The 21,248-nt window shown below is 66.7% G+C and carries 20 protein-coding genes; 5 read left to right on the top strand and 15 right to left on the bottom strand.

Annotated features, from left to right (window positions below):
* Nucleotides 1-4 precede the first annotated feature (4 nt).
* Together ACTDXD_RS15395 and ACTDXD_RS15390 are read right to left on the bottom strand one after the other, a co-directional pair.
* Nucleotides 5-1,528, bottom strand: coding sequence for a cytochrome ubiquinol oxidase subunit I (locus ACTDXD_RS15395; protein ID WP_440123193.1), 1,524 nt, complete (start codon nt 1,526-1,528; stop codon nt 5-7).
* A 208-nt stretch (nt 1,529-1,736) separates the two neighbouring features.
* Entirely contained in the window at nt 1,737-2,591 is an 855-nt protein-coding gene (locus tag ACTDXD_RS15390) for an aminodeoxychorismate lyase (RefSeq protein WP_440123192.1), read from the bottom strand.
* A 55-nt stretch (nt 2,592-2,646) separates the two neighbouring features.
* Between ACTDXD_RS15390 and ygfZ the strand changes: the two genes are divergently transcribed.
* The 4 genes from ygfZ (at nt 2,647) to ACTDXD_RS15370 (ending at nt 5,793) form a co-directional block, all read left to right on the top strand.
* Entirely contained in the window at nt 2,647-3,777 is a 1,131-nt protein-coding gene (gene ygfZ / locus ACTDXD_RS15385; protein ID WP_440123191.1) for a CAF17-like 4Fe-4S cluster assembly/insertion protein YgfZ, read from the top strand.
* Nucleotides 3,774-4,445, top strand: a complete 672-nt coding sequence (locus tag ACTDXD_RS15380) for an MOSC domain-containing protein (RefSeq protein ID WP_440123190.1) — start codon at nt 3,774-3,776, stop codon at nt 4,443-4,445. Before ygfZ ends, ACTDXD_RS15380 begins: the two co-directional genes overlap by 4 nt.
* A complete protein-coding gene (locus ACTDXD_RS15375) occupies nt 4,442-5,398 on the top strand; it encodes an asparaginase (RefSeq protein ID WP_440123189.1) in 957 nt (318 codons plus the stop codon). Before ACTDXD_RS15380 ends, ACTDXD_RS15375 begins: the two co-directional genes overlap by 4 nt.
* A 194-nt stretch (nt 5,399-5,592) precedes the next feature.
* Nucleotides 5,593-5,793 (top strand): DUF3073 domain-containing protein, encoded by a 201-nt coding sequence (locus ACTDXD_RS15370; protein WP_169688290.1) that lies wholly within the window; start codon nt 5,593-5,595, stop codon nt 5,791-5,793.
* A 191-nt stretch (nt 5,794-5,984) separates the two neighbouring features.
* Here ACTDXD_RS15370 and purM read toward each other — a convergent pair whose 3' ends face one another.
* The 12 genes from purM to purS form a co-directional block, all read right to left on the bottom strand.
* Complete coding sequence (purM, locus tag ACTDXD_RS15365; RefSeq protein ID WP_440123188.1) at nt 5,985-7,058, bottom strand: phosphoribosylformylglycinamidine cyclo-ligase; 1,074 nt, start codon at nt 7,056-7,058, stop codon at nt 5,985-5,987.
* Between the two features lie 155 nt (nt 7,059-7,213).
* Nucleotides 7,214-8,797, bottom strand: coding sequence for an amidophosphoribosyltransferase (purF, locus tag ACTDXD_RS15360; RefSeq protein ID WP_440123187.1), 1,584 nt, complete (start codon nt 8,795-8,797; stop codon nt 7,214-7,216).
* A gap of 94 nt (nt 8,798-8,891) precedes the next feature.
* Nucleotides 8,892-9,278, bottom strand: coding sequence for a sterol carrier family protein (locus tag ACTDXD_RS15355; RefSeq protein ID WP_440123186.1), 387 nt, complete (start codon nt 9,276-9,278; stop codon nt 8,892-8,894).
* 10 nt (nt 9,279-9,288) lie between these two features.
* The gene (locus ACTDXD_RS15350; RefSeq protein ID WP_440123185.1) at nt 9,289-9,933 is read right to left on the bottom strand and encodes a lysostaphin resistance A-like protein; all 645 of its coding nucleotides are present in this window, start codon (nt 9,931-9,933) and stop codon (nt 9,289-9,291) included.
* The gene (locus tag ACTDXD_RS15345) at nt 9,930-11,705 is read right to left on the bottom strand and encodes an alpha/beta hydrolase (protein WP_440123184.1); all 1,776 of its coding nucleotides are present in this window, start codon (nt 11,703-11,705) and stop codon (nt 9,930-9,932) included. The genes ACTDXD_RS15350 and ACTDXD_RS15345 overlap by 4 nt, the downstream gene beginning before the upstream one ends.
* 4 nt (nt 11,706-11,709) lie before the next feature.
* Complete coding sequence (purL, locus tag ACTDXD_RS15340; protein WP_440123183.1) at nt 11,710-13,992, bottom strand: phosphoribosylformylglycinamidine synthase subunit PurL; 2,283 nt, start codon at nt 13,990-13,992, stop codon at nt 11,710-11,712.
* An 83-nt stretch (nt 13,993-14,075) separates the two neighbouring features.
* The gene (locus tag ACTDXD_RS15335) at nt 14,076-14,747 is read right to left on the bottom strand and encodes a Uma2 family endonuclease (RefSeq protein WP_440123182.1); all 672 of its coding nucleotides are present in this window, start codon (nt 14,745-14,747) and stop codon (nt 14,076-14,078) included.
* Nucleotides 14,748-14,812: 65 nt separating this feature from the next.
* On the bottom strand, nt 14,813-16,120 hold the full coding sequence (locus ACTDXD_RS15330) for a M18 family aminopeptidase (RefSeq protein ID WP_440123181.1): 1,308 nt from the start codon (nt 16,118-16,120) through the stop codon (nt 14,813-14,815).
* A 56-nt stretch (nt 16,121-16,176) separates the two neighbouring features.
* Entirely contained in the window at nt 16,177-16,593 is a 417-nt protein-coding gene (locus tag ACTDXD_RS15325) for a DUF427 domain-containing protein (protein ID WP_440123180.1), read from the bottom strand.
* Between the two features lie 33 nt (nt 16,594-16,626).
* On the bottom strand, nt 16,627-17,553 hold the full coding sequence (locus ACTDXD_RS15320; RefSeq protein ID WP_440123179.1) for an acyl-CoA thioesterase: 927 nt from the start codon (nt 17,551-17,553) through the stop codon (nt 16,627-16,629).
* 314 nt (nt 17,554-17,867) lie between these two features.
* Nucleotides 17,868-18,545 carry a phosphoribosylformylglycinamidine synthase subunit PurQ gene (gene purQ, locus ACTDXD_RS15315; RefSeq protein WP_330134280.1) on the bottom strand — a complete coding sequence of 226 codons (678 nt, stop codon included), beginning with the start codon at nt 18,543-18,545 and terminating at the stop codon, nt 17,868-17,870.
* A complete protein-coding gene (gene purS / locus ACTDXD_RS15310) occupies nt 18,542-18,787 on the bottom strand; it encodes a phosphoribosylformylglycinamidine synthase subunit PurS (RefSeq protein ID WP_440123178.1) in 246 nt (81 codons plus the stop codon). Before purS ends, purQ begins: the two co-directional genes overlap by 4 nt.
* A gap of 102 nt (nt 18,788-18,889) precedes the next feature.
* Between purS and ACTDXD_RS15305 the strand changes: the two genes are divergently transcribed.
* Complete coding sequence (locus tag ACTDXD_RS15305) at nt 18,890-19,534, top strand: MBL fold metallo-hydrolase (protein WP_440123177.1); 645 nt, start codon at nt 18,890-18,892, stop codon at nt 19,532-19,534.
* Between the two features lie 21 nt (nt 19,535-19,555).
* Here the strand turns inward: ACTDXD_RS15305 and ACTDXD_RS15300 are convergent, their stop codons facing one another.
* Nucleotides 19,556-21,196 carry an FAD-binding dehydrogenase gene (locus ACTDXD_RS15300; RefSeq protein ID WP_440123176.1) on the bottom strand — a complete coding sequence of 547 codons (1,641 nt, stop codon included), beginning with the start codon at nt 21,194-21,196 and terminating at the stop codon, nt 19,556-19,558.
* Nucleotides 21,197-21,248 lie beyond the last annotated feature (52 nt).

Here is a 21,248-nt window from a genome sequence, read left to right as displayed (position 1 = left end):
TCTCCTAGTACGCGAAGGACAGCTGTTTGGGCTGTCCGTTGTCGTCGGACTCGTCGTCGTGCTCGCCGGGTGGCTGCGCGTCGTGTTCCATCGGGCCTTCCATCGCATACTTGCGGATGAGCCAGAACCACACGACGCCGAGGCCCGCGTAGACCAGAGTGAACGCGACGAGCGAGGTGATCACGGTCGCGGGCGCGTGGTCCGAGACGCCCTGTTCGACCGTGAGCCGGATCATGTCGACACCGGTCGGGTTCGGGTGGACCACCCAGGGTTGACGGCCCATTTCGGTGAAGATCCAGCCGGCGCTGTTCGCGAGGAAGGGTGTGGGAATCGCCGCGATGCTGAGCCATCCGAACCACTTCTGATCCGGCACCCGTCCGCGTCGGGTGACCCACAGGCCGGCGAGCGCCAGGGCGGCAGACCCCGCCGCGAGACCGATCATCGCCCGGAACGACCAGTAGGTGACGAACAGGTTGGGCTTGTAGTTGCCCGGACCGAACTGCTCCTCGTATTGGGCCTGCAGGTCTTCGACGCCCTGCAGTGTCACACCGGAGAACTCGCCTTCGGCGAGGTACGGCAGCACGAAAGGCATTTCGAGAACGTGGATCACGCCATCGCAGTTGTTGTGGGTGCCGATGGTGAGAATCGAGAAGTTCGGGTCGGTTTCGGTGTGGCACAGGGATTCTGCCGAGGCCATCTTCATGGGTTGCTGCTCGAACATGAGTTTTGCCTGGACATCCCCCGTCACGAAGAGACCGATCCCGGAGATGATCATGATGAGCAGCCCCAGCCGTGTCGCGGGGCGGAACATCGTCCGCGCGTCCGATTCGAGTCGCTCGGCCTCTTCGAGGACATCCGTCTCCGGCGCTTCGGATTCACGGAGCTTCGCGGCACGACGCATGTTCCGCACCATCCACCAGCCTCCGATACCGGCGACGAAGGTCGACGCCGTGAGGAAGCCCCCGGCCACCGCATGCGGGAACGCCGCCAGCGCGGTGTTGTTGGTGAGCAGTTCCCAGATGCTTGTCAGCTCTGCGCGCCCGGTCTCCGGGTTGTACACCGCACCGACCGGGTGCTGCATGAACGAGTTGGCTGCGATGATGAAGAACGCGGAGGCGTTGACGCCGATGGCGACGAGCCAGATGGTCGCGAGGTGTACCAGTTTCGGGAGGCGGCTCCACCCGAAGATCCACAGTCCGAGGAAAGTGGATTCCATGAAGAAGGCTACGAGACCTTCGAGCGCGAGTGGCGCGCCGAACACGTCGCCGACGAAGCGCGAGTACTCGCTCCAGTTCATGCCGAACTGGAATTCCTGCACGATGCCCGTGGCCACACCGAGTGCGAAGTTGATCAGGAACATCTTCCCGAAGAACTTGGTGAGCCGATACCAGTGATCCTTCTTCGTGATCACCCACATCGTCTGCATGATCGCGATCATCGGGGCGAGCCCGATGGTCAGCGGGACGAGAATGAAGTGATACACCGTCGTGATCCCGAATTGCCATCGGGACAGGTCGAGCACGTCCATTGCCACTCCGAGTCGAGCCAGTACAGGTAGGGCCGGTACCTGGATGAAGTCCGAGCGCGGGGCCCGCGTCGGATTCTGTTCACAAGACCGACCGCGCACATGCAGAACGGCTTGTTACTACGAACAGTAGTAGAAAATGTCGGTCTCGCCCATCATCGGTGGCCACCACCACAACCAGCCCGCCCCCGCGGCCGGGCTCACGCGAGTGTCAGCGTGCGGTCTCGATCGCCTTGTCGACCAGCTTCTCGATCTCGTCGCCGAGCGCCTCAGTGGCGAGCGAGTGACCGTCCAACGTGTGCACACGCGCGGCGAGCGCCACACTCGACAACAGCCAGACTCCGTCCGCGACGATGAGATCGGCGGGCCGCAGCGCCTCGTACCGCACCGTCAAGTCGTGCCCGCGAGCTGCCTCGAACAGAGCCTGCTGGGTGGTGCCCGGCAGAATGCCCTGTTCCGGCGGGGTCGTGAGGAGAGTCCGTCCGCGCGCGATCACCACCGTCGATCGCGGGCCTTCCAGAACGTGGCCCTCACTGCTCGTGTAGATCACGTCGTCGGCCCCCACGGATTCCGCGTGGCGCAGCGCAGCCATGTTGGTCGCATACGACAACGTCTTCGCGCCGAGGAGCTGCCACGGTGCTTTCTGCGCGAGGTCCACCGAGAACCCGCGCTCGAGCGACACCACCGAGACACCGTCGCGCCGCGCGGCCTGAACACGCTCGGCCACCGGGGTCACCAGCAGGAACGCCGTGGGCCCGTCGCCGAACTCTCGGCCGCGGGTGTAGACGAGACGAAGTACACCTTCTCGCGCATCTCCCCACTGCTCGACGGCAATGTCGATGGCCATACGCCAGTCGTCGAGCTCGGGGGCAGGAAGATCAGCTACGGATGCGGACGACGCGAGCCGTGCAAGATGCAGCTCGACCGCGCGGGCTCGCCCGCCTCGCACCAGTAGCGTCTCGAAGACACCGTCCCCTCGCAGCACTCCGAAATCGTCGGCGTGCAGCAGGGGCGCATCAGCATCCCTCACCTCGCCATCCAGTGTCACCAGCACCCGATCAGCCATGCCGCCCACCCTATCCACTACTCCCCTGCCGATCGCTTCCCCATAGACTGGTGTCGTGGCCGAGTTTCCGATCGTGTCCGAGAGCCCGTTGCTCACCTTCCCCGATGCCGTCGCGTCCCCGCCCGGAAGTCCCGACGAGGGCCTGCCGTGGCACTACGGAGATCCGCTGGGCGAACAGCGCGCCGCCGTCGGCTCCGTCGCCGTCGTCGACCGCTCCAACCGCTTCGTGATTGCGATCCGCGGCGACGAACGCCTGAGCTGGTTGCACACCATTTCCAGTCAGCACGTGCAATCCCTGCCCGACGGCACCTCCGCCGAGAACCTCAGCCTCGATATGAACGGTCGCGTCGAACACCACTTCGTGCAGACCGACCTCGACGGCACCACCTGGATCGACACCGAACACGACCGTGGCCCCGACCTGCTCGGGTTCCTCACCAAGATGGTCTTCTGGGCAAAGGCCGAGCCCCGTGACGGCAACGAACTCGCGGTGCTCTCTCTGCTCGGCCCCGATGCCGACGGCGCGCCGATCCTCGCCGCACTGGGCCTCGATGCCATGCCCGCCGAGGCTTATGCGGCCGTCGCGCTCCCCGGCGGCGGATTCGTGCGGAGAATGCCGTGGCCCGCCGAGCACTCCTACGACCTGCTCGTGCCGCGCGAGAAACTCGGCGAGATTTTCACCGCGCTCACCACCGCAGGCGCCCGCGCCGCGGGCATCTGGGCGTTCGAGGCACTGCGCGTCGCCGACTCCCGGCCGCGCGTGGGTCTCGACACCGACGAGCGCACCATCCCACACGAGGCCCGCTGGATCGGAGGTCCTGCCGAGGCCGGCGCGGTCCACCTCGACAAGGGCTGCTACCGCGGCCAAGAGACCGTGGCCCGCGTCCACAATCTCGGTAAACCGCCGCGTCACCTGGTTCTTCTGCACCTCGACGGCTCGGCCGACGGGCGTCCCGAACCCGGTGAGGCGATCACCGCCGGAGGCCGCTCGGTCGGACGGCTCGGCACCGTCGTCGATCACTACGAACTGGGCCCGATAGCGCTGGCCCTCGTCAAACGCAACATCGCGACCGACACCGCGCTCGTCGTCGGTCCGTGTGCGGCCGCCATCGATCCGGATTCGGTGCCGGCCGACGACACGATCCAGGCCGGCCGCCTCGCGGTCGACCGATTGCGCGGCCGTTGAGTCCCGCACCGAATCCCGGCCGGGTCGACGCCGTGTGTGTGGTGCACGAGATCCGGGCCAGCGGCACCCGCCGCGTCCCCGTCACCGGGATCGACAAGCGCCCCGTGGCGGGTCCCGTCCATGTCGGACGTCTCGGCCTCGACGGTGACCGCCAATGCGATACCGAGAACCACGGGGGCCGCTTCAAAGCCGTCTACGCGTACGGCGACGACGAAGCCGGGCGCTGGGCCGGCGACCTCGGCCGAGACCTTCCCGCCGGATGGTTCGGAGAGAATCTTCGAACCAGTGGCATCGCGACCAGCGACGCGGTCATCGGCGAGCGGTGGCGGGTAGGCGGCGCCGGTCTCCTGCTCGAGGTGACAGGCCCGCGTACGCCCTGCGGCACGTTCGGTGTGTGGTCGGGCGAAACGGGGTGGGTCAAGCGGTTCGCGGCCCGCGGCGACACGGGCGTCTACCTGAAGGTACTCGTCGAAGGCCCGGTGCAGGCCGGCGACCGCATCGTCGTCGAGGACGTCCCGGGGCACGGGGTGACCGTGCGCGACTTGTTCACCGGACGCGACCCGGAACGGATCGCGATGATGCTCGAGCAGCAGGACGATCTGTCGCCGAGTGTCGCGGACAAGGCCCGGCGACGTGTCGCCGGGCGAGAGGTACGGGTGATGTATTGAGCGTCGAACTGGTCGAAGTGGTGCGCTCCGGATTCCGGGAGTGCATACATCGGGGATCTCTCGTGGTCCTCGATCCCCGCGGTGAGGTGATCGTGTCGCTCGGCGAGGTTCACACTCCCGTCTATCCGCGCTCGTCGAACAAGCCGTTGCAGGCAACCGCGATGCTGCGGTTGGGCTTCGCGCCCCGCAACACCGCCGAACTTGCCATCGCGACGGCGTCGCACGAAGGCGAATCGGACCATATCGAACTCGTCGAGGAGCTGCTCGCCTACTCCGGCTTCGGGGAAGACGCACTGCAGTGTCCCGCGGACCTACCCGGCAACGAACTCGCCCGCGCCGAGGTCCTCGCAGCGGGTCGCGCCCCTCGTCCCGCCTACATGAACTGTTCGGGTAAACACGCCGCGATGCTCGCGACGTGCGCGGTCAACAACTGGCCCACCGCGAACTACCTCGACTCCGCCCACCCCCTGCAGCGAGCTGTGGTGGAGACGATCCTCGATCTCACGGGCGACATCGAGGAGACGGATCTCGGAATCGACGGATGCGGGCTTCCCATTGTCCCGGTGCCGTTGATCAATCTGGCCCACGCGTACTCCCGGCTGGCGACCGCCGATCCCGACACGCCCGAACACGCTGTCGCCGATGCGATCCGCGAGCACCCGTTCCTCATCTCAGGGTCGGGTAAGGACGACCTGCGGCTCATTCAGGCCGTTCCGGGATTGGTGTGCAAGGCCGGAGCCGACGGCATCCATGCGGGCGCCCTTCCGAACGGCTCGGCGTTCGCTTTCAAGATCGACGATGGTCATGAACGTGCCCGGCTCCCGCTCACCGCTGCGGTCCTCACCCGGCTCGGGATAGCCGTCGACGAGAAGCTGGCAGCTCTGGCTTCGCAACCCGTACTCGGTGGTGGTGCGCGTGTCGGCACCGTCCGAGCCGTACCGGGGGTGTTCTGAGCCGCATCTTCACACAATTGAATACCGCATTACTGCAGGTCGGGTGTCAATGAGATGTAAAGGACACCGGCCTGAACGGGTGGGTGGGAGCGGAACTGAGTTTTCCAAGCTAAAGTGGGGCACAGGAAAATACTCAACACACCGGGGCCGCCAAATTCCCCAGGCCGCCCCGTCAAAGCGCGAGGGGGTTGGCCATGGGCCGCGGCCGAGCTAAGGCAAAGCAGACCAAGGTTGCAAGGCAACTGAAGTACAGCTCGCCATCCACCGACTTCGAGAGCCTTCAACGAGAGTTGTCGGACGGAGATCTGTCGGGCGGTGCACCCAACTCGCACAGGGACGAGGTCTTCGCCGACCAAGGTTCCGGTTGGGACGACGACGACGACTGGCGTCGCTGACCAGACGTAAACCATCAGTGGAGGGGGAGCCGGCATCGGCTCCCCCTCCACTGATGGTGACATCGGCTGATCGAGCGGTCCCCCTGCGTGTGCGACGCAACGACCGCGAGTTCACATAGAAACACCCAAGGGCCGGATATTCACGCTCCAGCGTGAATATCCGGCCCTTGTTTCGTATTTTGCCGCTGCCGTCAGAAGCGCGGGTGATCACCGAGGAGCAGCGCCCGCTCACCGTCGGCATCCTGCGCCTTCCGGACAGTTCCGAGAGTCCAGCTCTCGATGTGCCGAGCCGTGAGCACCGCAAGCGCGCGGTCGACGTCCTCGGGCGCGACGATCGCGACCATGCCGACACCCATATTGAAGGTCTTCTCCATCTCGGCGCGCTCGACACGACCGCGCTGAGCGATGAGACCGAAAACGGGTGCCGGGCTCCACGTGGTGCGGTCGAGTTCAGCGACGAGGCCCTTCGGCATCACGCGCGCAAGATTGGCCGCAAGCCCGCCACCGGTGACGTGGCAGAAGGTGCGCACCTCGGTCTCGGCGGCGAGGGCCAGGCAGTCCTTCGCGTAGATCCGCGTCGGCTCGAGCAGTTCCTCACCGAGTGTGCGGCTGAACTCGTCGACGTGGGCCGTCAGGCTCATCTTGCCGATTTCGAGCAGCACCTTGCGTGCGAGGGAGTACCCGTTGGAGTGCAGTCCCGACGAGCGCATCGCGATCACGACATCACCCGGGCGGACGCGCTCGGGGCCGAGGAGTTTCTCGGCCTCCACCACACCGATACCTGTCGCAGACAGGTCGTAGTCGCCGTCTGCCATCACGCCGGGGTGTTCTGCGGTCTCGCCGCCGAGAAGAGCGCAGCCGGCCTGGACGCAGCCTTCGGCGATACCCGAGACGATCTCGGCGACGCGCTCGGGCACGACGCGCCCGACAGCGATGTAGTCCTGCAGGAACAGCGGCTCGGCGCCGCACACGACCAGATCGTCGACGACCATGGCCACCAGGTCGAGACCGACGGTGTCGTGCTTGTCCAGCGCCTGCGCCACCGCAAGCTTCGTGCCGACGCCGTCGGTGGACGCGGCGAGCAGCGGCTCCTTGTAGTCGCCCTTGAGTGCAAACAGACCCGCGAAGCCCCCGAGACCTCCGAGCACCTCCGGTCGTGTTGCCCTCTTCGCGTGCGGAGCGAACAGTTCGACGGCCTTGTCGCCCGCCTCGATGTCCACGCCTGCCGCTGCGTAGGAAGCTCCGGGGGTTGTCTCCTCGGTCATGGGTTGTCGGCTCCAGCTTCGAGTTGTGAATAGGGTTGTCAGGTTGCGTTACGGCACGTTCGTGACCGAAATGCAGGGTGGCCGGTGTCCGTCAGAACGCATGCGAAAGCGGGCCCGAGAGAGCCGACCGCGCACTCACGGTACCGGAACCGGATCTACGGACGGCTCAGAACGTCCGCGTTGGCGTTGTCCAGCACGGTCGGAGTGACCGATTCCGCATCGACGACACCTTCGAGGACGTTCTTGCCGATCGCGTACTCGGTAGGCAACGCAATCGGGTAGCTGCCGTCGAAGCACGCCGCACACAGACGCGTCGACGGCTGCTCGGTCGCGCCGATCATGCCGTCGATCGAGATGTAGCCGAGCGAATCGGCACCGATCGACCGGCGCACCATCTCGACCATCTCGTCGTAGTCGTGCTCGTCGATGTCCGTGTCGCGGTGACCGCCACCGTTGGCGATGAGCTCGGTGGGCGAGGCGAAGTCGATGCCGTAGAAGCAGGGCCACTTCACAGGGGACGACGCGATCCGGACGTGGATCTCGAGCGCCCCGGCCTCACGCAGCATGCGGATCAGTGCACGCTGGGTGTTGCCACGCACGATCGAATCGTCGACGACGACGAGTCGCTTCCCGCGGATGACCTCGCGCAGGGGATTGAGCTTGAGCCGAATACCCAGCTGACGGATCGTCTGGCTCGGCTGGATGAAGGTGCGGCCCACGTAGGCGTTCTTCATCAGCCCCTGTCCGTACGGCAGACCGGAGCCCTGTGCGTAGCCGACCGCGGCGGGAGTTCCGGACTCCGGGACCGGGATCACCAGGTCCGCGTCGATCGGATGTTCCTTCGCGAGGCGCCGTCCGATCTCGACACGCGTCGCGTGCACCGAACGTCCGCTGATCGTCGAGTCCGGTCGCGCCAGATACACGTATTCGAAAACACAGCCCTTCGGTTCGGGCGCCGCGAAACGGGACGACCGGACACCGTCGGAATCGATGGCGAGCAACTCACCGGGCTCGATGTCGCGAACGAAGGACGCTCCGACGATGTCGAGCGCCGCGGTTTCGCTGGCCACCACCCAGCCACGATCGAGACGACCCAGGCACAGCGGCCGGATGCCCCAGGGGTCGCGCGCCGCGTAAAGGGTGTGTTCGTCCATGAATGTCAGGCAGAACGCGCCGCGGAGGGTCGGTAGCAGCTTCATTGCGGCGTTTTCGATCGTGCTGTCCGCCGCCGCATGGGCGAGGAGCGCACCGACGAGGTCCGAGTCGGAGGTCGCTGCGCCCGGACGATTCTGGTCGAGCGCGCCCAGCTCACGCGCCTTCTGCGCAAGTTCGGCGGTGTTGACGAGGTTGCCGTTGTGGCCGAGCGCCACGCCGGTGCCTGCCGCCGTGGTGCGGAAGATCGGCTGTGCGTTCTCCCACGTCGTCGATCCCGTCGTCGAGTAGCGGCAGTGGCCGACGGCGATATGACCCGGCATCGCAGCCAGGGTCTGCTCGTCGAAGACCTGGCTCACCAGACCGAGATCCTTGAACACGAGGACCTGCGCACCGTCGGAAACTGCGATGCCCGCGGCTTCCTGACCTCGATGCTGAAGGGCGTAGAGCCCGTAGTACGTGAGTTTCGCCACGTCCTCGCCGGGAGCCCACACTCCGAAGACGCCGCACTCTTCGCGCGGCTCGTTCTCGGGTTCGTCCGAGGCGAGAAGATTGCGTGTGTGAACCGACAGATCGGCACTGGTCACCGGGGTGCTCCCTGGGGCTGGACAAAATCGGGGCAGGCCCATTCTACGTGCCGTTCGGGACGCCCCCGACCATGCACCCGCACGGACTCCTGGATCACAGACGAAGGAGCGGAAGCCAATGTGCGATCTCACCTGTCCGTGCGCCCGACGCATCGACGCCGCCGGCGCCCACTGCATCGTCGAACACCTCGAGTCCCACGACCAGCCGCAGCCACGTCCGGGGGTCCGTCTCGACAACATTGGGGGGCGTCCCACGCGTATGCCGGGGACCTTCGATGCATTGCACCGCCACGAACGGTGGAACCCGCACCTCGACGCTCGAGCCCGGCGCGATCTGTTCGAGAGTCCGGGCGCTGAGCCGCACCGCCACCGCGAGGTCCGTCCTCGATGGCTTCTCGTCGCTGCTGCCCGACACCCACGACCCGACGCGCAGGAGCGCCTCACGGAGGTCGGCGGGATCGACGATCTTGCGCGGTGCCATGGAGTCGAGCCTAATTCGCTGTGTGGGACCGGCCGGTCCCGGCCGTCGCGACCCGCACCGCGACCGCTCCCCCGACATTGATCGCGAGATGAGCCAGTGCCGGCGCGAGAACGCTGCCGCTCCCCCTTCGCAACCACGCGAAGGCCAAGCCCGACAGGGCCGTGACGACCACGGTCGTCGCTACGCTGTCGCCGACGGCGATCGCCGGGCGCACGTGCCACAGTCCGAACGCCACCGCCTGAGGCACCGGCCCGACGAGGGCCGTCAACGCGCCTCGGAAGAGCAACTCTTCGGCGAGGACGGTGCCGATCGGAATGTGCAGGCCGATCCATTCGTAGAAGTCCTCGCGCCGGCCCCGTTCGTCGTCGACGAAGTGGATGCGCAGCGCCGGAACGGACAGCGCGACGACATAGCCGGCCCCGATGGCGCCTGCCGCGGCGGCTCCCCACCGCAGGCCTGCACGCAGCCGCGATACGTCGAGACCGAGGGCATGTCGGTCGAGACCCGACGCGCGGGTCAACGCCACCGCACCGATCCCCGCACCGACGGCGAGCAGCGCGCGGCCACGCGGCCCGACAGGGGCTGCGGGCAGGATCGCTCCGAGCGCCACTGCAGCAACCGCAGCGACCGGTCCGCGCCACATCCGGATGCTCATTTCTCCGGCCCCTGCGTCTTGCGCAGCGCCTCCAACGCGATCCGGACCCGTTCGGTGTCGGTATCGGTCCAACCCTCGGGTTGCGTCACCGCCACCCACCCGTCGAGCACGGTGGTGCCGTAGTTGTGACCGTGCCCGTCCGGAACCCCTGCCGCGTTCGTCAGATCGGCCGAGACCTGCCAGAACGTGACGAACGGGAACCAGCGCATCTGCGGGAGCCGATCCGGCCCGGGCGGCTCGGACAACCAGTCGGGACGTGTGAACAGCAGGTCCGGCGTCCACCAGACGACAGGGTCCGAGGCGTGCTGGATGTACAGGACGCGCGGCGACAACCACGGAGTGTCGGGAACACCGATCTCCTGTCGGCTGTCCGCGAACCGAACGACGAGACCATCGGCATACACCGGCTCGACCTCGGTACTACCCGGATCCCGGCGCTCGACGAGCTGACTCCACAGCCGATTCGAATTCGGCGGTCCGACCCACAGCACACCGTCGACGGTCTCCCGGATGTCCGCGAGACTGTCGAAAGCACCTTCACCCGACTGCGTTCCGAGACTCTCGCCGTAGACGAACAATTCGGGCCGCTGGTCTTCGGGGAGCTCGAGCCACCGCTGGTGCACGCGGTCGATCAGCATCTCGCCTGCAGCAGCGGCCTTCTCCTTGTCGGCCAGGAACGAAATCCAGCTCGGCAGGTACGAGTACTGCCACGCCACCATCGCGACGTCGCCGTTGTGCACGAGCTCCATCGCCTGCGCCGCCGTAGGGTTGACCCAGCCGGTCCCTGTCGTGGGGATCAGCACCAGTACAGAACGGTCGAACGCACCGGTGCGCTCGAGCTCGTCGACGACGAGATCGATGCGTTCCTCGGCTGTTTCGGCCGTATCGAGCCCGACGTAGACGCGAATCGGTTCCTGCGCGGGGACACCGTTGATCGCGGCCAGTTCGTCGGTGTCCAGTCCCCGCGACACGAAGTTCCGGCCTTCGAACCCGAGTGTCTCCCAAGGTGCGAAAGACTCGGGACTGCCGGATTTCGCGGGGCTCAACGGTTGTATCGCGCCGGGTCGGGTGGTGTCGTCCTGAATGCTGAATGCCGAGTTCGTGATCGCGTAAGCACCGCGCAGAAGCACACCGTCGATGAGCATGAAGGTCGCGAGGACGACGACCATCACCGCGAGGGTGCGGGCGAGCCCCGCCGGCATCCGTGTGCGCCGCACGAGTTGCCTGGAAATCCAGCGGCCGAGGTCGCGCAACCCGCGCCACAGCGAGATCAGCAATGCGGCAACGGCAAGGGCGAGCAGGCAGGTGCGAAGGTAGCCGGACGTCGTGGTGCCCTCGGCGTCCATGAGGGCAGCCAGCTGACGTTGCTGACCGGCGGCGAGCACGAGAGCGACCAGCGAAGCGAGGATGCCTGCAACCGGGACCGCCACCCTGATCGCCCGTTCGACGGGCAGCGGCAGCGGCCACCACGCTCGTCCCCTGAGCACGAATCGAGTGACGGCCCAGCCGACGACGCAGCCGAGCCCGTACCCGATCGTGGCGTTGAGCCCACCGATGATGCCCTGGAACAGCCAGTCGCGCGGCAGTAGCGACGGCGACAACGACCAGCAGAAGAACAGAGCGGCGAATGCCACCCCGGTCGTATCGAGGCTGAGCCACCCCCACACCCGAGCGGTGAGGGGGTGGCGTTCACCGAAATCGGTGACTGCGGCGATGATCTGCCCCTGACGGGCTTCTATCGCTGCCAGCCGATCGACCTGGGCAGCCGCCATTCGGTTACCCGAACAGTGCCGGCAAGGTGCCTTCGTAGACCTCGCGGAGTTCACTCATGGGCACCGAGAACCGGCCCTGAACCTCGACCGAGTCGGACCCTTCATCGACGACACCGATCCGGACCCACGGCATCTCCCGCGCCGTGCACATACCCGTGAACCGGGACTCCTCGGTACGCGGAACAGCAACGAGCACCCGGCCCGCCGACTCGGAGAACAACGTCACGAACGGATCCGCACCCTCGGGCAGCAGAACCCGGCATCCCGTCTCACCCGCGAGCGCAGCCTCGACAACAGCCTGCGCAAGCCCACCCTCGGACAGGTCGTGAGCAGCAGAGATCAGCCCGTCACGCGACCCCGCAAGGAGAATCTCCGACAACAGACGCTCACGCTCGAGATCGACCTTCGGCGGCACACCACCGAGATGATCGTGCTCGACCTGCGCCCAGATGGACCCGTCGAACTCGTCGCGGGTCTCCCCCAGCAGGATCAGCGTCTCACCGGGCTCGAGCCCGAGGCCGGTGGGGATGCGACGGTGCACATCATCGATCACTCCGAGGACCGCAACGACCGGCGTCGGCAGAATCGGCGTGGAACCGGTCTGGTTGTAGAAGCTGACGTTACCGCCCGTGACCGGAATACCGAGCTGCGCGCATCCGTCGGCGAGACCGCGCACGGCCTGCTGGAACTGCCACATCACACCCGGATCCTCCGGCGAACCGAAGTTCAGGCAGTTGGACACGGCCTTCGGCGTAGCACCGGTGGTGGCCACATTGCGATACGCCTCGGCGAGCGCGAGCTGCGCACCGGCGTACGGGTCGAGCTGCGTGTAGCGGCCCGACGCATCGGTGGCCAGCGCGATACCACGGCCGGTCTTCTCGTCGACGCGGACCACACCGGCATCGGCGTGCTCGGCCAGCACAGTGTTGCCACGCACGTACCGGTCGTACTGCTCGGTGATCCACTTGCGGCTGCACAGCGCAGGCGACGCGAGCAACTTCAGCAACGTGGCCTTCAGCTCATCGTCCGTCTCCGGACGCTTCAGCTTCGCAGTGGTGTCGGCGATCAGCGCGTCCTGCGTATCGGGACGCTGCACGGGACGCTCGTATACCGGCCCCTCGTGCGCGACCGTGCGCGGCGGCACGTCGACGACGGTCTCGCCGTGCCAGTCGATGACGAGACGCTCGCCGTCGGTGACCTCACCGATATCGGTGGCGAGCACATCCCACTTCTTGCACACGGCCATGAACGCGTCGACGTTCTCGGGTGCCACGACCGCGCACATACGCTCCTGAGACTCCGAGGAGAGCACCTCGGCCGGGGTCATGCCCGTCGCGCGCGTGGGAACACGCTCGAGGTAGATGTGCATGCCGCCGTCACCGGCAGCGGCCAGCTCGGATGTCGCGCAGGAGAGCCCGGCACCGCCGAGATCCTGGATACCGACAACGAGCTTCTCGCGATACAGGTCGAGGCAGCACTCGATGAGCACCTTCTCTGTGAACGGGTCGCCGACCTGGACGCTGGGCAGCTTCTTCGGACGTCCACCGCCTTCGCTGTCGTCGAACGTCTCGGACGCGAGTACGGACACACCCCCGATGCCGTCGAGGCCGGTGCGGGCACCGAACAGGATGATCCGGTTGCCGGTACCCGACGCGAACGCCAGATGCAGATCCTCGACACGCATCGCTCCTGCGCACAGCGCATTGACGAGCGGATTGCCCTGGTAGGACGCGTCGAACACGGTCTCGCCACCGACGTTGGGCAGGCCGAGGGAGTTGCCGTAGCCACCGACGCCGCGCACGACACCGTCGACGACGCGACGCGTGTCGGGGTGGTCGGCGGCGCCGAAGCGAAGCTGGTCCATCACCGCGATCGGGCGAGCACCCATCGCCATGATGTCGCGGACGATGCCGCCGACACCTGTCGCTGCGCCCTGGTAGGGCTCGACGTAGGAGGGATGATTGTGGGATTCGACCTTGAAGGTGACGGCCCAGCCGTCGCCGATGTCGACGACGCCTGCGTTCTCACCGATACCGGCGAGCATCGACGAGCGCATCTCGTCGGTGGTGGTCTCACCGAAGTACTTCAGGTGCACCTTCGACGATTTGTACGAGCAGTGCTCGGACCACATCACCGAGTACATCGCCAGCTCGGCGTCCGTGGGGCGGCGCCCCAGGATCTCCGTGATGCGGGTGTACTCGTCTTCCTTCAGCCCCAGCTCCCGATAGGGCTGAGCGACATCGGGGGTTTCGGCGGCGTGGGTGACGGTATCCACGTGCGATGACACTGGGCGTCGGGTCCCTTCACTCTGGGATCGAGAAACAGCAGGATCGAAAACAGCAGGCCGGGCGGGCACTGCCGGAGGCCAGTCTATCGGGGGGCAGGCCCCTCCGGCGCTTCCGGTGCCGCAGCGGTGTCGGCGACCACTGCGTTGTGCTCCTGCACGGGCGCCGTCACGCGGCGTTCCGCAGGTGCACGGGCGCTCTGTTCGACGAGCCCGCCGAGGTCCACGGTGACCTCGTTTCCCGCCGCAGTCAGCGTCGGTGCACCGCTGTGTTCACCGTCGTATCGATACCAGCCGGAATCGAGGGTGAAGACCGCGATCACCGGCGGACCGGTGAGATCGACGATCCAGTACTGAGGGATCCCGGCCTCCGCATACTCCGAGAACTTCGTGACGCGGTCGGTGCGGGCAGTGCCGTCGACGGTGACCTCGAGTACCAACCGCACCTCGGAGGACGGAGCTCGGTCGGGATCCGCGTCCACGAGGGCCCGGTCGACCACGATGGCGTCGGGAACGCGCACCGTGAGCGGCTCGGCAGTGACCAGGACCTCCACCCCACCGAGCACACACAGGTTGCCTGGAAGCTGCTCGTCGAGCTGCAACACCAGCGCGAGCGCGGCGTGGTCGTGCGCTGATCCGGGTTGCGGCGACGCAACGAGAACCCCCTCGCAGAGCTCCACGTGGAAGCGCTCGTACTCGGGGAGCCCCACCCACTCGTCGAGGCCGAGCAGGTGGTCGGGGAAGGACGGGCCGCTCACCTCGACACCCCCGATCGCACGCCGGACTGGACGACCCCAGTCTCGCACCGGGCGGCGCGCCGGTCTCAGGAATGAGGCAAGCGCGGTGTGAGAAATGCGGCGAGCGCATCCGCGTACATCGCCACGTCCGCCGCACCCATCAATTCCCGCGCCGAGTGCATCGCGAGTTGCGGTGCACCGACGTCGACGGTGGTCAAGCCCGTTCTGGACGCGGTGATCGGTCCGATCGTCGAACCGCACGGCAGGTCCGCCCGGTGGACGTAGCGCTGGAGGGGAACACCGGCCTGCTCGCAGGCGAGGGCGAATGCACCGGCGCCCTCCGCGTCGGTCGCGTACCGCAGATTCTGGTTGACCTTGAGCACCGGTCCGCCGCCCACCGCGATCCGGTGCGCGGGTTCGTGCCGGTCCGGATAGTTCGGATGCGTCGCGTGTGCCATGTCGCCGGAGGCCACGATCGACCCGGCCATCGCACGCAGGAATTCGTCGCGCCCACCGCCGCGCACCAGCACGATGCGCTCGAGGACTGTGTTCAGCAGATCGGAGAACGCCCCGCGGTCGGACATGCTGCCGACCTCCTCGTGATCGAACAGGGCCAGCACGGGCATCGGTCCGGCATGCTCGGCGACGTGCTCGGTTGCGGCGAGAAGGGCCTGCTGGCCCGCGTAACACGTGGCCTGGTTGTCCAGTCGCGGAGCGCTGACCAGATCTCCGCCTGCGCCGACGAGTGAACTCGGTGCCAGGTCGTGCGTCATGAGTTCCCAGCCGAGGACCGAGGAGGCGTCGATACCCGTCTGCTCCGCGAGATACTCGATGAACGACCGGGGCTCGCGCCCGATGCCCCACACACCGTTGACGTGGCGCTGCGGATCGAGCTGCACGCCCTTCCGGTCTTCCGACAGGTGGATGGCGAGCTGCGGCACACGCAGAACCGGCTTGTCGACGCGCACGAGCACGTCCTCGGTGGTGTGACCGGAGCGGACGGTGAACCGTCCGGACACCCCGAGGTCGCGGTCGAGCCACGAATTGAGCCATGCCCCGCCGTACGGTTCGAGGCCGACGAGCTGCCATCCGGCCGACGCGAGATCCGGGTGCTGCTTGACTCTCAGATTCGGGCTGTCGGTATGTCCCCCGACGATGCGGAACGGCCGGGCCGGGCTCGTGTCTTCCCCTTCGGTGCTCCACGCGATCAGCGAGCCGCCCCGGATCACGTAGTACCTACCCGGATCAGCAGGCCAGCTGCTGGTCTCGTCGAGCTCGGTGAACCCGTTGTCGGTCAGAGTTGCCGCAACGGTCGCGCACACATGGAACGGTGAGGGAGACAGGTCGACGAAGTTGCACAGACCCTGGGCATCGGCATTCGTGATCGAAGGCATGCCAGCATCTTCGCACTCGCTGCTGCGCCCTCGCCGGCGCCACCGTCGCCTTCTGCTCAGCGCCCCGAGACCGCAGGATGGGCCTGCCCCACGCTCACGGTCACGGCGTCCTGGTAGAACGCCACGAATCCGCGTATCCGAGCGACCTGCTCCCACGGCTCCTCATAGCTCCAGCACAGCGGCTGCTCGCCGTCCCCATCGAAACGCCAATACGTCGCCTCGCCCTTGAACGGGCACCGCGACCCGGCGCCCCCGGCCGGTGCCAGTTCCACCGCGACGTCCGCGCGTGGGAAGTAGAACACCAGGCCGTGGTCCTGCTCGTCGACCAGCAGGGATGCTGTGGTCTCGGCGAGGAGCACCCCGCCCAGGGTCGCGCGGACCACGTTGCGGCGGGCATGGATATCGACCCGGTAGTCCGGCCTGTCCGCGAAACCGGTGCTGCCCCGGGGACGTGTCTCGTCGTGCACACTCATCGGCACTCTCCTGTGCGGTGGTTCTGCGTTCGGTCACAATCGCGCGCTTGCGGGTATCGCAGAATGATCGGCCTGCAACGGACGGATCATCGCTTCCTGGGTGAACGATGCGAGCAATTCCCCGCTTTCGGTGTGCACCTGCCCACGCACGTAGGACATTCCTCCACCCACCTGCGTGCTTTCGTGGGAATAGAGCAACCATCCGTCCCATCGGACCGGGTCGTGGAATGCGACCGACACCGTCATGATTCCGGTCGAAACAGTCCGGTGTGCCTGGCTCGTTCCGATTCCGTCGTGTGCCCGCATGGTCGCGGAAACCGACAGGTGCCCTGTGAAGTGCGCGATGAGCGCCTTGGCCAGGTCGGTACGCGTCGGGATCGGGTCGTAACGCAGCCAGGCATACAGTTCCGGCGGCCCGACCTCTTCGGGGCTGCGGACGTCCACCACATCGACGACCCTGAGCTCCCGTCCGGTCATGGGCATTTCGTTGAGATGAGCTCGGGCAGGCGGGGCCACATCGGGCCGGGATTTGTGATGGCGGATCACGTCCGGGGTCGGACGATCCGCGAGGATCGACACCATCGCGTGGCGGCGACCGTTCTGGCATACGGCCACGTTGGCGCTGACCATGGTGCGTCCCGCATGAACGATATCGATCTCGAAATCGACCGGTTCGTCCGCATCGACCGCGCGCGAGAAGATCGCCCGTGCAGATCGGATCTCCTTGTCGGGAAATCGCTTCGCTACCGCAACGATGGACTGGGCGAGCAGTTGGGTGCCGTCGACGACGCGTCGTCCCCCGCCGTCGCTCTCCCCGGTGAAGCTGTTCTCACCGGTCTGCGTCACGTCGAAGATGTGCAGCATGCGCTTCACCGAAGATTCTTCGGACACAGGTGCTTCGTCCGACGTACTGGAATTCGCAGCGGTGGGTTCGGAGGATGCCGTATCAGAAGTTGCCATATGCCGGTCCTTCACGAGTGGGATCGGAACAGTGCGCTACAGCGTACGTCCGAACAGCCCGGATATGGATACCCGAAGTTTGCGTATTCCTACTCACGACAAGATCGATCGCGTCCGGCACACTCGACGTCGGCGCCACCGGAGGGGGATGGGGGTGGCTCCGGCTCGGGACTCGATCGGGGGGTTGAATTCCGGGTGTATTACGGGCGAGGGACCTCGAGGCCGATCGGGACGGCGACGGGGTCCCTCGCTTCCGTTTCCGAACACAAGACCCCGCTGCCCAGATGGACAGCGGGGTCTTGTCGTGCCAGAAGTCAGGCGTTCACAACGGCGTCGAGAACGCTGTAGAACATGCCGAGCCCGTCGTCGCTGGGACCGGTGAGCGCCTCGGTGGCGTGCTCCGGATGCGGCATGAGACCGACGACGCGGCCGTTCGCCGACGAGATACCTGCGATTCCGCGCTGCGAACCGTTCGGGTTGTCGCCCGCGTAGCGGAACACGACACGCCCCTCGCCCTCGAGCTCGTCGAGCACCTGCTCGGAAGCCTGATAGCGGCCTTCTCCCGACTTGAGCGGCACGAGGATCTCGGCGCCCGACTCGTAGCGCGACGTCCACGCAGTGTCGGTAGCCTCGACCTTCAGCCACTGGTCGCGGCAGATGAAGTGCAGACCGGCGTTGCGGGTCAGAGCACCCGGCAGCAGGCCTGCCTCGCACAGCACCTGGAAGCCGTTGCAGATACCGAGGACGGGCATTCCGCCCTGCGCTGCCTCGACGACCTTGCCCATCACCGGAGCGAACCGGGCAATCGCGCCGCAGCGCAGGTAGTCGCCGTAGGAGAATCCGCCGGGCACGATGACCGCGTCGACATTCTTCAGGTCGGCGTCGCCGTGCCACAGACTCACGGCCTCACCACCGGCGAGCTTCACGGCGCGGGATGCATCGACGTCGTCGAGCGTTCCCGGGAACGTGATGACTCCGATGCGGGCGCTCATGCCTCACCGTCGATTCGACGGACCGTCCAGTCCTCGATCACGGTGTTCGCGAGGAGACCCTCGGCGATCTTCTCGAGCTCGGCATCCTCGACGCTGCCGTCGATCTCCAGCTCGAACCGCTTTCCCTGACGGACGTCGGTCACGCCCGCGAAGCCCAGCCGCGACAGCGCCCCGACAATGGCCTGGCCCTGGGGGTCGAGAATCTCGGTCTTGGGCATGACTTCGACGACGACACGCGCCACGTGCTGCTCCTCGGTAGTAGTGCTGGCGTCCGGAGACGGATACCGGACACGCTGCAGTTTACCGGCCCACGCGCAGCGGTCGAGCCCGGCATACTCGGATCCATGCGACTGACGCACTTCGGACACTCTTGCATCCTGCTCGAACACAACGGCACCACGATCCTGTTCGACCCGGGCAATTTCTCGCACGGATTCGAAGGGATCACCGGACTCGACGCCGTCCTCGTCACCCACCAGCATCCCGACCACGCCGACCCGGCGCGCCTTCCCGCGCTGCTCGAGGCGAACCCGGGCGCCGCGCTGTTCTCCGACCCGCAGTCGGCGTCGATGCTGGGCGGCGACTGGTCGGCGGTGCGCCCCGGCGACACGTTCACCGTCGGCACCCTCACCGTCCGCGGCACCGGCGGACGCCACGCGGTGATCCACCCCGAACTACCGGTGATCGACAACACCGCCTACCTCGTCGGCGACGACGAGAACCCGGCCCGTCTGCTCCATCCGGGCGATTCGCTCTACATTCCGCACGAGAAGGTCGATGTGCTCGCGCTGCCTTCGGCTGCTCCCTGGCTCAAGATCTGGGAATCGGTCGACTACTTGCGCGCGGTGAATCCGCGCGTGGCGGTGCCGATCCACCAGGGCATCATCACCGATCAGGCCAATGGGATCTTCTACGGCCGGTACTCCGAGATGGCGCCTGCGGGCACCGAGTTCCGGGTGCTGAAGCACGAGGACCGCGAAGAGGTCTGACGAAGCACCCGGCCGGGACGGTCACCGGGCGGCGCGACCCGCCGCCCGGCCCGAGAAGATGCAACCGCCGAGGAATGTGCCCTCGAGCGCCCGGTAGCCGTGGACGCCGCCGCCACCGAAGCCTGCGACCTCACCTGCGGCGAACAGACCATCGAACACCGATCCGTCGGCTTTGAGCACCCGCGACGACAGATCGGTTTCCAGTCCGCCGAGTGTCTTGCGGGTGAGCAAGTGCAGTTTGACGGCGATGAGCGGCCCGGCTTTCGGGTCGAGGATCCGGTGCGGTGAGGCGATCCGCGCGATGCGGTCGGGCTTGTAGGCGCGCGCTGCTCTCAGTGCGGCGACCTGCAGGTCCTTTGTGTACTTGTTGGCGATCTCACGGTCGCGGGCCTCGACTACCGATCGCACCGTCGCGTAGTCGAGAGGCGCGTCCGGGGTGAGTTCGTTCATGCCTGCGACGAGGTCGGCGAGGTTGTCGCGCACCACGAAGTCGACGCCGCGTTCCTTGAACGCCTCCACCGGACCGGGGGCGCCGGACTTCACGCGCTGCAACAGCAGTCGGATGTCACGACCGGTCAGATCGGGGTTCTGCTCCGACCCGGAGAGGCCGAACTCCTTCTCGATGATCTTCTGATCCAGCACGAACCAGGTGTGATCATGGCCGGTACCCACGATGTGCTCGAGTGTGCCGAGAGTGTCGAAACCGGGGAACAGCGGCACCGGAAGCCGCCTGCCGGTGGCGTCGAGCCACAGCGACGACGGCCCGGGCAGGATGCGGATGCCGTGGTTCGGCCACACGGGGTCGTAGTTGGTGATGCCCTCGGTGTAGTGCCACATGCGGTCGCGGTTGACGACGTTGCCACCTGCGTTCTCGGTGATCTCGAGCATTCTGCCGTCGACATGCGCGGGTACCCCGGTGAGCATGTGCTTCGGCGGCTCCCCGAGCCGCTTCGGCCAGTTCTTCTTCACGAGATCGTAGTTGCCTCCGATACCGCCCGACGTGACGATGACGGCGCCGGCGGAGAACTCGAAATCGCCGACCGCAGTCCGCGACGACTTCACGCCGCGTGCGGCAGTGGTCGGTTCCAGGACGGTGCCGCGCACGCCTGTGACCGCGCCGCCCGCCGCCACCAGCTCGTCCACCTGGTGGCGGTGCTTCAGCGTCACCAGTCCGCGCTCGACACCGTCACGGACCTTGCGCGCGAACATCTCGACGAGCGCGGGGCCGGTTCCCCACGTGATGTGGAAGCGCGGAACGGAATTGCCGTGGCCGCCGGCGTCGTAACCGCCGCGTTCGGCCCAGTTGACCATCGGGAAGATCTTCAGGCCACGCTCCCGTAGCCAGGCGTACTTCTCGCCCGCCGCGAACTCGACGTAGGCCTGCGCCCAGCGGCGCGGCCAGCGGTCCTCGTCGTCGCGGTCGAAACCTGCGGTACCCATCCAGTCCTGGAGGGCAAGTTCGTACGAGTCCTTGATCCCCAGGCGACGCTGATCAGGGCTGTCGACGAAGAACAGTCCGCCGAAAGACCAGAATGCCTGTCCGCCTAGGTTGTTCGAATTCTCTTGATCGACGAGCAGCACCTTGCGGCCCGCGTCGATCAACTCCCCCGTTGCGACCAATCCCGCGAGACCCGCGCCCACCACGATCACGTCTGCGTCCATGGACGGAAAGACTACCGACCGGTAGCGCCCGATGGGAGACGAGTCCGGCGAT

The sequence above is a fragment of the Rhodococcus sp. SJ-3 genome (assembly GCF_051918125.1).
Taxonomy (GTDB): domain Bacteria; phylum Actinomycetota; class Actinomycetes; order Mycobacteriales; family Mycobacteriaceae; genus Rhodococcus.
Note: the sequence above shows the minus strand (reverse complement) of the source record. Positions and strands in the feature narration are given on the sequence as shown.